The organism is Streptomyces sp. NPDC037301 (assembly GCF_055602785.1).
Genome location: NZ_JBVJWD010000005.1, coordinates 26,042 through 40,872 on the forward strand (window position 1 = coordinate 26,042; position 14,831 = coordinate 40,872).

A 14,831-nucleotide genomic window follows, 5' to 3' on the forward strand; every position below is an offset into this window, starting at 1 on the left:
ATCTGTACGGGTGCGCATACTGCGGCAGCGTAGTCACAGAGTGTGACTCTCGCCCCATGAACGAGACGATGCAACTCTCGCTGTTGCGTGAGCGGTTCTACCGGCGTGAGCGCCGATCGGTGCCTGCCGCGAGGGAGTTCGTACGAGGAGCTGTCACCGACTGGGGATTCGGCGCACGGCTGGATGACGTACTGCTGTGTGTGAGCGAGCTGGCCACCAACGCGCTGGTGCACGGGGTGCCGCCGGGGCGGGGGTATCTGGTGCGGCTGCTGCTGCGTGAGGAGGGGAAGTTGATGCGGGTCGAGGTCCACGACAGCGGGGACGGGCAGCCGGGCGTGCGGGAGCCGGACGGGGAGTCGGGGCGCGGGCTGGTGATCGTGGCGGCGCTGGCGGATGTGTGGGGGGTGGGGGAGCGGGACCCGGGCAAGGTGGTGTGGTGCGAGTTCGGTTAGGGCTGTTCCTCGGGCGCGGTGAACTCGACGGCCGCCCGGACCTCCGCTTCCGGGTCCTGGGAGAGGCGATGGAGGAGTTCCGTGACGCCCGGTGTCGACCAGTTGGCGACGGCCTCGACGAGGGCCACACGGACCCGCGGCACGCGTCGGTTGCCTTTGGCGACGAGCCAGGCGATGGCGCGTTCGACCGGTGGTCGCCACCGGCGGTGATCTTCTAGGCGGGGATTCCGGCTGACGGCCCTGAGTGCCTGCCAGTCCGGGGTATCTCGACGTCGAGGCGGCCAATCACTTGGCGGGCCGCTTCCGCGAGTTCGGGCGGGCCTTCGACGGTGAAACGGCAGTCGAAGGTGACCAGGAAGCCGATGAGCGCCGACCACGACCAGGCGCCCATCTGAATCCGGGTGATCCGCTCGTCGATCGCTTCGAAACTTGCCGCGCCTGGAGCCCATTTCGCCACCAGTGTCGCGGGACACTCCATCAGGACGGTGCCCCAGCAGGGCCAGGTGTCCGGGGTATCACCGCGATCGGGTTGGCTCTGGACGAAGCGGGTGATGTCCGCCTCGGGACCGTCCCGCCGGCCGAATCGCCAAGCGGTGGGGGCCAGGTGTCTGATGCGGTCGAGCCGGTAGGTATGCCAGGAGTTCCTGTGCTGGTCGTAGGCCACCATGTACCAGCGTCCGGACCAGACGACGAGCCGGTGGGGTTCGGCCAGTACCTCGCTGTCCTCCACCGGGTCGAGGTCGATGGACCGGTAGGAGAACCTCACGAGGTCACGTTGTTGTGCGGCGGTGCTCAGTTGCGCCAGCAGTGCGGGATCGACCTGGGGCGGAGCAAGCTCCCAGGCGTTCTCGATCTGTTCGATGGAGAAGGTCGCAAGGCGGCGGGCCAGATGGGGCGGCAGGAGCTCCCTGATGGAGTTCAGCGCACGCTTCGTGGCGTCCCCCATACCGGTCACTGAGGCCGGCGCTGTCTGGAGGGACAGCGCGATGGCAATGGCCTGCTCGTCGTCGACTATCAGCGGAGGGAGACGTGCTCCGCGGGACAACCGGTAGTAGCCGGAGGGGCCTTTTGTCGCCGTGACGGGGTAACCCAGCTCGCGGAGCCGGTTGATATCGCGCCGGACAGTCCGTGGGGACACGCCCAGCCGCTCGGCCAGCCCGTCGCCGGTCCACTCCTTCTGGGCCTGAAGCAGACTGAGGAGCTCCAGCGTTCGGTTGGCGATCACGGATTGCCCTCCGGATTGGTGTCAGTAGAGGTCAGAACGCGTCCTCTTCTTCTGCCATGGTGCCACTGGGTCGGGGGGCGAGACGCGTCCCCGCGAGCCCCAGTACCTCGCCCTCGGCCACCGAACCGGGTGCGTTGCATCGAACGGAACGGAGGAACGCAGTGTCTGAAAATCCAACTCGGTCCTCACCAGCCAACCGGGACGCTTGGCTGGGCCTGGTCGCCATTTCCCTCGGCGTGTCGCTGGTGGTCGTGGACTTCACCATCGTCAACGTGGTGATGCCGCCGATCATCGACGACCTGAAGATCTCGGCTTTCGGCGCCCAGTGGATCCAAGAGTCCTACGCGATCATTTTAGCCGCCCTGCTGCTGGTGATGGGTCGTTTCTCGGACGTCGTGGGAGCACGCCGGCTGTTCCTGATCGGGACCGTGATCTTCGGGCTGGCGAGCGTCGCCGCAGCGCTGTCGCCCACCGGGGATTTTCTGATCGCCAGCCGGTTCGTGCAGGGCATCGGTGGCGCGATCGTCATGCCGACATCGCTGGCTCTGCTCAACATGGCCTTCCGGGGGCCGGACCGCGGCAAGGCCTTCGCCATCTGGGGATCCACGATCGGAGCGGCCGCCGCGGTCGGACCGTTGCTGGGCGGCCGGCTCGCCGAGTACTCCTGGCGGTGGGCCTTCGGCATCAACATCTTTGTCGTGCTGCTGATCCTTTCGGGCGTCATGAAGTTCGTGCAGAAGTCCCCTCGGCAACCGGGCAAGATCGACGCTACCGGCGGATTGCTGTCGGTGCTGGGCCTCGGACTTCTCGCATTCGGACTGATCGAGGGACGCAACTACGGTTGGTGGCAGCCGCGGAAGAGCTTCGGTCCTTTGGGGGACGGGATGAATCTGTCGGTCGTCCCGGTCGCTCTGGTCATCTCAGCGGTGTGCCTCGTGCTCTTCCTGCTCCTGCAGGTTCGGCTGACCCGAAAGAACGGCACAGCGCCGCTGATGGACACCTCGTTGTTCGGCATCAAGTCCTTCAGTACGGGCAACATCGCGACGCTGATCATCGCATTGGCCGAGTTTGGCATGCTCGCTGTTCTGCCCCTGTGGCTTCAGTACACCTTGGGGTATTCCGCGGTCCAGACCGGGCTGATGGTCTTCGTCGTCGCGATCGGCAGTTTCTTCGCGAGCGGTGCGAGCTTCGGCATGGCCGAAAAGGCCGGCCCTATCGGCCTGGTCCGGATCGGCCTGGTTCTCGAGGCCATCGGTCTGTTGATGTTCGGCCTGCTGGCCAGCAGCGACTCCCAGTGGTGGGTCATCGGAATCGCCCTGTTCCTGTACGGAATGGGGGTCGGTTTTGCCACCGCGCAGGTCACCAACGTCGTCCTGGCGGACGTGCCGCCACAGCAGGCCGGCCAGGGATCCGGAATCCAGAGCGCCGCGCGTCAACTCGGCTCCGCGCTCGGCATCGCGATTCTGACGTCGACGTTCTTCACGGCGCTGGCCTCCGACCTGTCGGATCGGCTTGTCCAGCAGGGAATGTCCGCACCCGGAGCGGACCAGCTGTCTTCGGCAGTCTCTGACAGCGCGGGCGCGATGATCTCCGGGCTGAGTCAAAACCCGCAGACGGCATCGGCCGCTGCCGCTGCCCGTGATGCCATGTCCCACGCGATCCAGATCAACGGCTATACCTGCGCCGCACTGCTGGCGCTCGGAATGTTGGCGACCTTCCTCATCCCCCGGCGCAAGCCGGATGCCCAGCAGTGGGGAGAGGAGCACGCTCCCAGCGGGGCGCCGGATGCCGGCGTCAACGCCGAGCAGTCCCCCGCCTCTTAGAAAGCGCCTCCTCCTCAGTGCCGGACCGGCCGGGCTCGTTCCACGCCGCCTCCTGCAGGTTTCGATCTCCGATCGTACGATCTACTGCCCTTGGGAGACGGCGAGTTGTCGGTTCAGCGGGTGCGGACTCAGTAGGTGAGGGCGTCGGCCATGTTGCTCTGCCAGTAGGTGACGAAGCCGTTGTCCCCCCACTGGGTGCCGGCCGGGAGCGTCAGCTTGGCGGGGGCGCCCGTGGAGCCCTGGTTGCTCTTGCCGGTGAAGTACACCGTGAGGTGGGTGCCCTTGTGCAGTTCCTGTCCGTCCGGCTCGCCGGACAGCCCGATGGAGGCGTAGGCGGACTGGCCCGGCGCAAGGGTGACCACGGCCTGCGGGATGCTGTCGCGGAGGACCGGGAAGGCGGCCTGGGCGTCGTCGAAGCCGAGCGCCGGCGCGTGGTACGCGTAGCAGGGTACGGAGCCGGTGTTGGTCGCCGTGAGCAGCAGGTGGTTGATGGGGCGGCTCACCTTGCTGACGGTGACCTTGGTGTTGGAGCCGGTGCAGGTGACGGGGGAGCTGTTGCCGGTGCCCTTGTTGCCGGTGGCGCCGGTGTTGCTCTTCTGGCCGCCCGTGCCGGAGGTGGAGCCCTTGGAGTTGGCCGCCGTGTTCTTGGCGGGGGTGTTGGACGACGTGCCGCCGGTGCCCTTGGTGTCCTTGCCCGAGTCCGGCGTGGTGGCGGCCGGGGACTGCTGGTCGGTGGTGCTCCCTGCCGGAGCCGCCGCTCCCGCCTTGCCGTTGTCACCGCTGCCGTTGTCGCTGCAGGCGGTGAGTGAGAGGGCGGCCAGGAGGGCGGTCGCGGCAAGGGCGGTGGTGCGGATGCGGTTGCTGCGCATGGTGGTACTCCCCGTGTGTGGGCTGGTGATGTTGTTCGGTCAGTTGTGGCAGATCAGGACCATGACGATCGCGGTGGACACGATCAACACGCCGATGGCCACGGCATCGATGAGCTCGATGCGGAAGTGGATTCGCACTGCGTCGTCCCGGTGGTCGCTGCGGTGTGTCCACAGCTTGCGGGGCGGCGGAATCCGACCGCAACGCCGAACAGCCCATTGGGGAAGCTGGAATGCCTGCGCGTACTGTGACCTGGGCAGATTCCACGTCCCTGGAACGGTGTTCTGGGACGGACCAGGAGGGGGAACGCCGAAGTGGCGACGCCGGAGGCCGGGGAATTCGCGGCTCTGCTGAAGGAACTGAAGGACCGTTCGGGGCGCAGCTACGGGGTTCTCGCCGGGAGACTGCACGTCAGCACGTCGACGCTCCACCGGTACTGCAACGGTGATGCGGTGCCGAACGAGTACGCCCCGGTGGAACGGCTGGCGCGGTTGTGCGGGGCCGGGCCGGACGAGCTGGTGGAGCTGCACCGGCGGTGGATCGTGGCGGATGCGGCCCGGCGGCGCCCTGCCGCGGCTGCTCCCGCTCCTGCGGCTGCTCCCGCTCCTGCTCCTGCGGAGCCGGTCCGGGACGCGGTTTCGGACAAGGTTCCGGATGCGTCTGCGGATACGTCTCCGGATGCGGAGCGTGGCTCTCGGGCCGAGGCCGGGGCAGGGGCCGGGGATTCGTCCGGAGGGCGGGACGGGGAAGAGGGCGGGGACGGCGGCGGCACGTTCGTGTCGGTGCCCACGCCCGAGCCCACGTTCGAAGCCGAGCCCACGATCGTGGCAGGCGGGGCGAGCCGGCCCAGGCGGTTCCTGTCCTCCCGGCGGGCGCGCGTGCTGCTCGCGGCCGTCGCCGTCGTCGCGCTGAGCGTGCCCACCTCGATCGTCGTCAGCAATCTGTCGGGCAAGGACACCGACGATCTCAGCAACGCCCCCGCCGTGGACGGCCAGGACACGGACGGATCCGCGCCAGCCCTGCTCGGCCGCGACAGGAGCCCCACCGCCTCGCCCAGCGGGGCGAAGAAGTCGGGCAAACCCGTACCGTCCGGCTCGGCGACCATCTCGTCCCCGCCGTCCGGCGGCGCCTCCGCCACGTCCCGGGGGCACGGCACGGGAGCCGGGTCGGGTGGGCAGCAGAGCGGGGGCGTACCCCTGAGCGCCACCATCAGCTCGTACAACTGGGAAGAGCCCTGCGGTCAGTACTACGTGCTGGACCAGAAACCGAACGACGTGCCTCCGCCACCCTCACCGCAGGACACCCGCGGCTGGGCCAGGGCGCTCGGCGGGGTGGACGGCGGCAGCATGCTGCTCGAACTCACCGTGCAGGGGAAGTCGGGGCAGGCCGTCGTGCTGAACGGACTGCATGTGCGGACGCTGTCCCGGAAGGCGCCGCTGGCGTGGTCGGCGTACTCGATGGGGGAGGGCTGCGGGAGCGGCATCACACCGCAGTCCTTCGACATCGACCTCGACGACAGCCGGCCGACCCTCACCCCGGTGGCGGGGCAGCAGGGGGACGAGCGGGTGCCGCCGAAGGACTTCCCGTTCCGGGTGTCCTCCACCGATGTGGAGGTGTTCGACCTCAACGCCCATGTCGAAGGGCACGACGTCAGCTGGTACCTGGAGCTGGAGTGGAGCAGCGGCGGCCGGGAGGGAACGCTGCGCATCGACGACGGCGGGAAGCCGTTCCGTACCAGCAGCATTCAGGCGCGGCCGACGTACATGTACCGGTACGACACGGCCCAGTGGGTGACCAAGGAGTAGGACTAGCGGTCACGGCCACCGGGCCGGTGCCTGCGCGTACGGACGGAGCTCGGGGGTCAGAGGCGCTCGGGGGTCCTGATGCCGAGCAGTTCCATGCCCTGGTGCAGGGTGCGGGCGGTGAGGTCCGAGAGGAAGAGGCGGTTCTCGGCCACGTCGCCCGGAACCTCGGGCTTCAGCACCGGGCACTGGTCGTAGAACGTCGTGAAGAGCGACGACAGCTGGTAGAGGTACGAGGCCAGCTTGTGCGGCTCGTACGCGGCGGCGACCTCGGCCACGATCTCGCCGAACTGGTCCAGGTGCAGGCCCAGCGCGCGCTCGGCCGGGGCCAGCTCCAGCTCGGGGTGCGGCTGGGACTTCAGCTCGCCCGCCTTGCGCTTGATGGAGCGGGACCGGGCGTGCGCGTACTGGATGTACACGCTCGTGTCGCCGGTCAGCGACACCATCTGGTCCAGGTCGAACTTGTAGTCGCGGGCGGCCGACGTCGACAGGTCCGCGTACTTCACCGCGCCGACACCGACCTGCGTGGCGCGCTCGGTGATCTCCTCGTCGGTGAGGTCCTTCGCCTTTTCGCGCACGACGGTGGACGCCCGGTCGATCGCCTCGTCCAGCAGGTCCTGCAGCCGGACGGTCTCGCCCTCACGGGTCTTGAACGGCTTGCCGTCCTTGCCGAGCACCGTGCCGAAGGCGAGCTGCACGGCCTTGACGTCCTCGTTCAGCCAGCCGGCGCGGCGGGCCGTCTCGAAGACCATCTTGAAGTGCAGGGACTGCCGGGCGTCCACGACGTACAGCAGGGTGTTCGCCTTGAGGTTCTGGACCCGGTCGCGGATCGCGGAGAGGTCCGTCGCCGCGTAGCCGTAGCCGCCGTTCGACTTCTTGACGATCAGCGGCACCGGGTTGCCGTCCGGACCCTTCACATCGTCGAAGAACACGCACAGCGCACCCTCGGAGCGGACGGCGACGCCCGACTCCTCCAGGATGCGGCAGGTCTCCTCCAGCATGGCGTTGTAGCCGGACTCGCCGACGATGTCGGGGTCGCGGATCTCCATGTCGAGCTTGTTGAAGACCGAGTAGAAGTAGATCTTCGACTCGTCGACGAAGCGCTGCCACAAGGAGAGGGTTTCCTCGTCACCGGCCTGGAGCGCGACGACTCGGTCCCGGGAGCGGGCCTTGAACTCCTCGTCGGAGTCGAAGAGCACCCGCGAGGCCTTGTAGAGCCGGTTCAGGGAGGACATGGCGGCTTCGCCGTCCGCCGCGCCGCCGTCGGTTTCGTGGTTCAGCTCGCCCGGGTGCTCGATCAGGTACTGGATGAGCATGCCGAACTGGGTGCCCCAGTCGCCGATGTGGTGGCGCCGGACCACGGTCTCGCCCGTGAACTCCAGGATCTGCGCCATCGCGGCACCGATCACCGCGGAACGGAGGTGGCCGACGTGCATCTCCTTGGCCACGTTCGGCTGCGCGAAGTCGATGACCGTGGTGCCCGCGGCGCTGTTGTACGGGACACCGAGCCGGCCCTCGTCGTCCGCGTCACGCGCGGCGAGGGTCTCGATGATCGCCTTGTCACTGAGCGTCACATTCAGGAAGCCGGGGCCGGAGACCTCGATGTCCTTGATGAGGCCGCCTGCCGGGATCGCGGCCGTGACCTGGGACGCCAGCTCGCGCGGGTTGCCCTTGAGCTTCTTGGCGAGGGCCAGGATGCCGTTGGCCTGGAAGTCGGCCCGGTCGCTTCGTCGCAGCAGCGGGTCCGCGGTGCCGGCATCCGGCAGCGCTGCCGTCAGGGCGTCCGCCAGCTGCTGCTGGAGCGTGGAAGCGAGGGAATTGACCGAGGCCATGGGCTGGCTGCCGTTTCCGTAGGGGTACAAGGGATCACACCCAGTATTCCACGGCGAGTAAAGCCGTTTTCGCGCTGCCGGTGGGACCTGGGAGAATGGGCGGCGCCCCTATGAGTCCCACAAGGGTGTTCCTACGAGTCCTACAAGAGAGAAGGACGTGCAGACCGTGGCTCAGAGTCAGAGCAGCACCGAGACCGACTGGGTCTCCCGCTTCGCGGACGATGTCATCGCCGAATCGGAGCGTCGTGCGCCTGGCAAACCGGTCGTCGTCGCGTCCGGTCTCTCCCCGTCGGGCCCGATCCACCTGGGCAACCTCCGCGAGGTCATGACCCCGCACCTGGTCGCCGACGAGATCCGCCGCCGGGGGTACACCGTCCGGCACCTGATCTCCTGGGACGACTACGACCGCTACCGCAAGGTTCCGAACGGTGTCCCGGGTGTCGACGAGTCCTGGGCCGAGCACATCGGCAAGCCGCTGACCTCGGTGCCCGCCCCGGCCGGGTCCACGTACCCGAACTGGGCCGAGCACTTCAAGGCCGCCATGACCGCCGCGCTGGACGAGCTGGGCGTCGAGTACGACGGCATCAGCCAGACCGAGCAGTACACGGTGGGCGCGTACCGTGAGCAGATCCTGCACGCGATGAAGCACCGCGCCGACATCGACGCCGTCCTCGACCGGTACCGGACGAAGAAGGACCCGGCGGCCGCGGGCAAGGGCAAGAAGCCGCAGCAGCAGAAGAAGGTCGACGAGGCCGAGCTGGAGGCCGAGGCGGGCTCCGGCGCGGCCGGTGAGGACGACGGCAGTGGCGGCTCGGCCGGCTACTTCCCGTACAAGCCCTACTGCGGCAACTGCGAGAAGGACCTCACGACCGTCACGTCGTACGACGACGACAGCACCGAGCTGAACTACACCTGCACCTCGTGCGGCTTCGCCGAGACCGTCCGGCTGAGCGAGTTCAACCGCGGGAAGCTGGTCTGGAAGGTCGACTGGCCGATGCGCTGGGCGTACGAAGGCGTGATCTTCGAGCCGAGCGGCGTGGACCACTCCTCGCCGGGCTCCTCGTTCGTCGTCGGTGGCCAGATCGTCCGCGAGGTCTTCGACGGCGTGCAGCCGATCGGCCCGATGTACGCCTTCGTCGGCATCTCCGGCATGGCGAAGATGTCCTCCAGCAAGGGCGGCGTGCCGACCCCGGCCGACGCGCTGAAGATCATGGAGGCGCCGCTGCTGCGCTGGCTGTACGCGCGCCGCAAGCCCAACCAGTCCTTCAAGATCGCCTTCGACCAGGAGATCCAGCGGCTCTACGACGAGTGGGACTCGCTGGCGCGCAAGGTCGCGGACGGCTCGGTGTTGCCGTCCGACGCCGCCGCGTACGCGAGGGCCATCGGCACGGCCGCCGGTGAGCTGCCGCGTACGCCGCGCCCGCTGCCGTACCGCACCCTCGCTTCGGTCGTCGACATCACGGCCGGGCACGACGAGCAGACGCTGCGCATCCTGAGCGAGCTGGACCCGGAGAACCCGCTGACCTCGCTGGACGAGGCCCGGCCCCGGCTCGACCGCGCCGAGAACTGGATCACCAGCCAGGTCCCGGCCGAGGCCCGCACGATCGTCCGCGACGAGCCGGACAAGGAACTGCTCGGCTCGCTGGACGAGCAGGGCCGCCAGTCGCTGCGGCTGCTCCTGGAAGGGCTGGACTCGCACTGGTCGCTGGACGGGCTCACCACGCTCGTCTACGGCGTGCCGAAGACCCTGGCGGGCCTGGAGCCGGACGCCAAGCCGACGCCCGAGCTGAAGGCCGCGCAGCGGTCGTTCTTCGCGCTGCTGTACCGGCTGCTGGTCAGCCGGGACACGGGGCCGCGGCTGCCCACGCTGCTGCTGGCCGTGGGGGCGGACCGGGTGCGCAGGCTGCTGGGCGCGTAGGGGGTACTCGATACGGAGGGCCGTCACCCGGTGATTCGGGTGACGGCCCTCCGTCATTGCCGGTTCCGTCCTCGAACGCCGGACGGGCCGGGCGGGGTGCTACGCGATGTGGTTCTCCGCCATCTCGTTGTCGAAGCGCTGCTTGAATCCCGGCAGGAGGCGGCGGAGCAGGGCCGCGCTGCGGGGGTGCCGGACGTTGTGGCCGTCCGAGAGGTGTATGTCCAGGACCTCCGTACTCGGGTAGTCCTGGTGCGCGTGTGTGTACGCGGTGAACACCTCGTAGGCGATCTCGCTGAACTCGACTTCGGCCTCGGCCCATTCGGAAGGGTCGGGCTCCTGCTGCTGCACGGGCCGGGGTTCCGGCTCCGGCTCCTCGGACCGGGGCTCCGGCTGGGGTTCCGCGGCGCGGGGGCCCGGGACGGCGCCGATGGTGCCCACGTTGCCCAGGGGGCGGGTGCGGCCGCCGGGGCCCGACGGGACCATGACCGGGGTGGGCTCCAGGCCCTCGGCGTACGTCGGGTTGTACGCACCCTCGTACGTGTCGTCCGGCGCCTGGGACGCCGCGAACCACGGGCTCTCGTGCGAGCCGGGGCCCTCCTGGGGCCACTCCTCGGCGGCGGCCGGGTCGGAGGGGTGGGTGTGCTGCTGCTGTTGCTCGTACTGCTGCTGGGGGTGAGGCTCGGCGTACGGCAACTCGGGCTGGAACTCGGCCGGTTCGACCAGGGCCGGGGCCGGGGGCAGCAGGGCCGGTTCGATGCCTGCGGCGGCGAGGCCGGCCGGGCCGGTCTCGGCCAGCGGAACGCCGTACTTCGCCAGGCGCAGCGGCATCAGGGACTCGACGGGTGCCTTGCGGCGCCAGTTGCGGCCGAAGCGGGCCTGGAGGCGGGCCTGGTAGATGAGCCGGTCCTGTTCGAGCTTGATGACCTGCTCGTACGACCGGAGCTCCCAGAGCTTCATCCGCCGCCACAGCCGGAACGTCGGCACGGGGGAGAGCAGCCAGCGGGTGAGCCGCACACCCTCCATATGCTTGTCGGCCGTGATGTCGGCGATCCGGCCCACGGCGTGCCGGGCGGCCTCGACGGAGACCACGAACAGCACCGGGATGACGGCGTGCATGCCGACGCCGAGCGGGTCGGGCCAGGCCGCGGCGCCGTTGAAGGCGATCGTCGCGGCGGTCAGCAGCCAGGCCGTCTGGCGCAGCAGCGGGAACGGGATGCGCAGCCAGGTCAGCAGCAGGTCCAGGGCGAGCAGGACACAGATGCCCGCGTCGATGCCGATCGGGAAGACCAGCGAGAAGTTCCCGAAGCCCTTCTGCAGGGCGAGCTCGCGCACCGCAGCGTACGAACCCGCGAAACCGATCGCGGCGATGAGCACCGCACCGGCGACCACGAGCCCGATGAGTATCCGGTGGGTGCGTGTCAGCTGCATCGCGGCCACCCGCGTTCCCCTCCCCGTTTCCCTTGTCCGACGTCCTGTTCCGACTTCTGGCGGGCACAGCCTGGCACATGAGGGGGCGGCGTGTTGCGTGGGGAGGGGCGAAGCCCGGTACTCGGGGGAGGACCGGGCTTCGTGAAACTGCTTCCGGGCAGGGGCGTTGAGGCAGGCCCTGGCGCGTCGGCTAGCTCGTCTTCTTTTCCGTGGCCTTCTCGCTGGGCTTGGCCGACCCGCTCGGCGCGTCCGGCTTCGTGCCGGCGGAGGCGACCGAGGCCACTGCCTCCTTGGCCGCCTTCTCGGCACCCTTCAGGATGTCGTCGGCGGACGGAGCCTTCGCGCCCGCGTAACCCGCACCGTTGTAGGTGAGGGTGACGACGACGTTCCCCGTACGGGCCACGACTGTTGCGTACTTGAAGTCCTCACTCGTCTTGGCGAGGTCATACGTGATCTTGGTGGCCTGCTCGCCGATGCCGGAGACGGGCGCCTCGGCGGCCTTCTTCGCGCCCTCGGTCGCCTTGGCCTTGGCGACCTGCTTCGCGTAGTCCTGCTGCGCGCGCTTGGCGCCGCTGCCCAGGGACTGGTCCGAGTCGAAGCGGGTGAGGCCGACGTCGATCCAGCGGTACTGGGAACCCTTCACTCCGTTGTCGTCGAGGCCGTTCCAGGAGCAGCCCGCGCGGTATGCGGTGTCGCTGGAGCCGGCAGGCGTGCCGCCCTTGGACTTCGCCTTGGGGACCAGGGAGGTGACCGTCTTCGCGCTGATCGACTTGCACGGGTCGGGCAGCGCGGCGAACTTCGCAGGCTCGACGGTCGCTTCCGACTTCTTCGCGCTCGGCGCGGCGGACGACGAGGACGAACCCGAGTCCTTCTTGTCGTCGGAGTCCGACGAGCAGCCGGCGACGACGAGCATCACCGGAACGGCGGCGCAGGCGAGTATGCGGGAGAGTCGCGGGGCTGAACGGTGCATGGTTCCTTCACTCGGGTGGCGCGGCGGGCGGGCTGCCAGGTGGTCGGCTCGGGCGGGCGGTCGGGCGTCGGCGGGTGGTTCGGCGGGTGTTCCGGAGGGCCACGGTACGACGGACGGCGACCGGATGCCGCCTCGGTCGGGCACTCGGCGGGCGTGGGCGGCACCGGTCCGGGGTGCCCCGGGCGGGGCTATTCGCTGAACTTGTCGACCAGCTTCCGGGCCAGCGACTGGGCCTTGTCCTGCAGTTCCTTGCTGTCGGGGCGCACGGTGGAGACGGTCGGCTGCTCGGCGTACTCGATGGTCACGATGACGTTCGATGTGCGGAATACCACGCTCACCGTGCGGTTCTGTGCGGTGGAACCTGCCCGAGTGAGCTGATCGTCCAGAAATGCACCGTCTCCGAGGTTGTCGAGGGTGCGTGGCAGAAGGCTCTCGTCGGTGCTGCCTGCGCTGCCGTTCTCGCCTGCGGGATCGTCCGCGTTCCCGGCTTCGGAGGCCGGGCCGGACGGGGCGTGCGAGGCGGAGTCCGAGGCGGAGTCCGCTCCGGACTCCGCGGAGGGGGGTGCCTGCTTCTCCGCGTCCTTCGTGCTGCTGGGTGTGGGGGAGGACGAGGACAGACCGGCGGCGGTCTCCTTCTTCGCGTACACCTCGCGGGCGCGGTCGTCATCGCTCACCGAGGGGTCGTAGGACACGACACGCTCGAAGTCGATGAAGAGGGTGTGCGAGGAGTCGGGGGCCTCGGACTTCCAGTGGCAGCCGACCCTGCGGTCGGTGTCGTAGGTGACGGTGGCCGTGCCCTCGTACACCTTCTTCTGCTGGTCCTCGGGGAGTTCGGCGGCGACCGGGAGCAGGTCCTTCAGCGCGGACGGCGCAACGGTGCGGCAAGGGTCGGGGAGAGTGCGGTACTTGCCGGGGGCCGCCACGGCGACGGTCGCCTCGCCGGGCTTGCTGTCGGGGGCGGAGCCACCCGTTCCGGTGCTGGCACTGCAGCCGACGACAAGCGCTGCCAGTAGCGCGGTGCCGGGTACGTACGCCATTCGTCGCACGGTCCTGGGCTCCCTTCGTGCGAAAAACGGTTGCCGCTCGATGGCGACCGGTTGACACAATGTGTATCGCACGCGCCGCTGTGAATGCCGGTCGACCGACTCATTTGCCGACCTTGGCACCGGTTTTGCGCTTTCAGGCTTTTCGGGGGAATCGAGGAACTATGTCGTATGTAGAGGTGCCGGGCGCGAAGGTCCCCATCCGCATGTGGGCCGACCCGGCCTCGGTCGAGGACGTCGCGATGCAGCAGCTGCGCAACGTGGCCACTTTGCCCTGGATCAAGGGTCTCGCCGTCATGCCGGACGTCCACTTCGGCAAGGGGGCGACGGTCGGTTCGGTGATCGCGATGCACGGTGCGGTCTGTCCGGCGGCGGTCGGCGTGGACATCGGCTGCGGAATGTCCGCGGTGAAGACCTCCCTGACGGCCAATGACCTGCCGGGCGACCTGTCCCGGCTGCGGTCGAAGATCGAGCAGGCGATTCCGGTGGGCCGCGGCATGCATGACGAGGCCGTGGAGCCGGACGGGCTGTACGGCTTCCGGGCGCCGGGCTGGGACGACTTCTGGGGACGGTTCGACGGGGTCGCCGATGCGGTCAAGTTCCGTCAGGAACGTGCCACGAAGCAGATGGGAACGCTCGGTTCGGGCAACCACTTCATCGAGTTCTGCCTTGACGAGTCGGGTTCGGTCTGGCTGATGCTGCACTCCGGATCGCGGAACATCGGCAAGGAACTGGCCGACTTCCACATCGGGCAGGCGCAGAAGCTGCCGCACAATCAGGATCTGATCGACCGCGACCTGGCCGTGTTCATCGCCGACACCCCGCAGATGGCGGCGTACCGGAACGACCTGTTCTGGGCGCAGGAGTACGCGAAGCACAACCGCGCCATCATGATGGCGCTCTTCCAGAACGTGGTCCGCAAGGAGTTCAAGAAGGCCAAGGTCACCTTCGAGCCGGTGATCTCCTGCCATCACAACTATGTGGCGGAGGAGCGGTACGAGGGCAAGGACCTGCTGGTCACGCGGAAGGGGGCGATCCGTGCGGGTTCCGGGGACTTCGGGATCATCCCGGGCTCGATGGGCACCGGCTCGTACATCGTGAAGGGCCTTGGGAACGAGAAGTCCTTCAACTCGGCCTCGCACGGCGCCGGCCGGAAGATGAGCCGGAACGCTGCGAAGCGGCGCTTCTCGACGCGGGACCTGGAGGATCAGACGCGGGGCGTGGAGTGCCGCAAGGACTCCGGCGTCGTGGATGAGATTCCGGCCGCGTACAAGCCGATCGAGCAGGTCATCGAGCAGCAGCGGGACCTGGTGGAGGTCGTCGCCAAGCTCAAGCAGGTTGTGTGTGTGAAGGGTTGAGGCCTTTTGCGCGCGACTGAACGGAGGGCCTCCGGCGGGAAGGACCTCTGAACGGAGGAGCCCCGGACGCGGGTGGTGTGTCCGGGGCTCCTTCTGGTTTCCAGGCTCTTTCG

The 14,831-nt window shown here is 68.7% G+C and carries 12 protein-coding genes; 5 read left to right on the forward strand and 7 right to left on the reverse strand.

From position 1 onward, the window contains the following. Window positions 1-56: 56 nt before the first annotated feature. Complete coding sequence (locus tag ACZ7IB_RS10685) at window positions 57-452, forward strand: ATP-binding protein (protein WP_470911248.1); 396 nt, start codon at window positions 57-59, stop codon at window positions 450-452. Here the strand turns inward: ACZ7IB_RS10685 and ACZ7IB_RS10690 are convergent. Both ACZ7IB_RS10690 and ACZ7IB_RS10695 read right to left on the reverse strand, forming a co-directional pair. After that, window positions 449-595, reverse strand: a complete 147-nt coding sequence (locus ACZ7IB_RS10690) for a HEAT repeat domain-containing protein (RefSeq protein ID WP_470911250.1) — start codon at window positions 593-595, stop codon at window positions 449-451. The genes ACZ7IB_RS10685 and ACZ7IB_RS10690 overlap by 4 nt on opposite strands. 71 nt (window positions 596-666) lie before the next feature. After that, entirely contained in the window at window positions 667-1,677 is a 1,011-nt protein-coding gene (locus tag ACZ7IB_RS10695) for a helix-turn-helix transcriptional regulator (protein WP_470911253.1), read from the reverse strand. 161 nt (window positions 1,678-1,838) lie between these two features. On the opposite strand from ACZ7IB_RS10695, the gene ACZ7IB_RS10700 reads away from it, so the two are divergent. After that, window positions 1,839-3,500, forward strand: coding sequence for an MFS transporter (locus ACZ7IB_RS10700; protein ID WP_470911254.1), 1,662 nt, complete (start codon window positions 1,839-1,841; stop codon window positions 3,498-3,500). 128 nt (window positions 3,501-3,628) lie between these two features. On the opposite strand, the gene ACZ7IB_RS10705 is transcribed toward ACZ7IB_RS10700, so the two are convergent. Then, on the reverse strand, window positions 3,629-4,369 hold the full coding sequence (locus tag ACZ7IB_RS10705; RefSeq protein ID WP_470911257.1) for a DUF4232 domain-containing protein: 741 nt from the start codon (window positions 4,367-4,369) through the stop codon (window positions 3,629-3,631). 312 nt (window positions 4,370-4,681) lie between these two features. On the opposite strand from ACZ7IB_RS10705, the gene ACZ7IB_RS10710 reads away from it, so the two are divergent. Then, window positions 4,682-6,172, forward strand: a complete 1,491-nt coding sequence (locus ACZ7IB_RS10710; RefSeq protein WP_470911259.1) for a helix-turn-helix domain-containing protein — start codon at window positions 4,682-4,684, stop codon at window positions 6,170-6,172. Between the two features lie 56 nt (window positions 6,173-6,228). On the opposite strand, the gene argS is transcribed toward ACZ7IB_RS10710, so the two are convergent. Further along, entirely contained in the window at window positions 6,229-8,001 is a 1,773-nt protein-coding gene (argS, locus tag ACZ7IB_RS10715) for an arginine--tRNA ligase (protein WP_470911837.1), read from the reverse strand. A gap of 157 nt (window positions 8,002-8,158) precedes the next feature. Between argS and lysS the strand changes: the two genes are divergently transcribed. Then, on the forward strand, window positions 8,159-9,919 hold the full coding sequence (gene lysS / locus ACZ7IB_RS10720; protein ID WP_470911262.1) for a lysine--tRNA ligase: 1,761 nt from the start codon (window positions 8,159-8,161) through the stop codon (window positions 9,917-9,919). A gap of 99 nt (window positions 9,920-10,018) precedes the next feature. Here lysS and ACZ7IB_RS10725 read toward each other — a convergent pair whose 3' ends face one another. From ACZ7IB_RS10725 to ACZ7IB_RS10735, 3 genes are all read right to left on the reverse strand, one after another. Further along, a complete protein-coding gene (locus ACZ7IB_RS10725) occupies window positions 10,019-11,356 on the reverse strand; it encodes a DUF2637 domain-containing protein (RefSeq protein ID WP_470911264.1) in 1,338 nt (445 codons plus the stop codon). Window positions 11,357-11,537: 181 nt separating this feature from the next. Then, complete coding sequence (locus tag ACZ7IB_RS10730; RefSeq protein ID WP_470911267.1) at window positions 11,538-12,317, reverse strand: DUF3558 family protein; 780 nt, start codon at window positions 12,315-12,317, stop codon at window positions 11,538-11,540. A gap of 188 nt (window positions 12,318-12,505) precedes the next feature. After that, window positions 12,506-13,354 carry a DUF3558 domain-containing protein gene (locus tag ACZ7IB_RS10735; protein WP_470911269.1) on the reverse strand — a complete coding sequence of 283 codons (849 nt, stop codon included), beginning with the start codon at window positions 13,352-13,354 and terminating at the stop codon, window positions 12,506-12,508. Between the two features lie 170 nt (window positions 13,355-13,524). Here ACZ7IB_RS10735 and ACZ7IB_RS10740 point away from each other — a divergent pair, with 170 nt between their 5' ends. Further along, window positions 13,525-14,718, forward strand: coding sequence for an RtcB family protein (locus ACZ7IB_RS10740; protein WP_470911271.1), 1,194 nt, complete (start codon window positions 13,525-13,527; stop codon window positions 14,716-14,718). The last annotated feature ends 113 nt before the right edge of the window (window positions 14,719-14,831 follow it).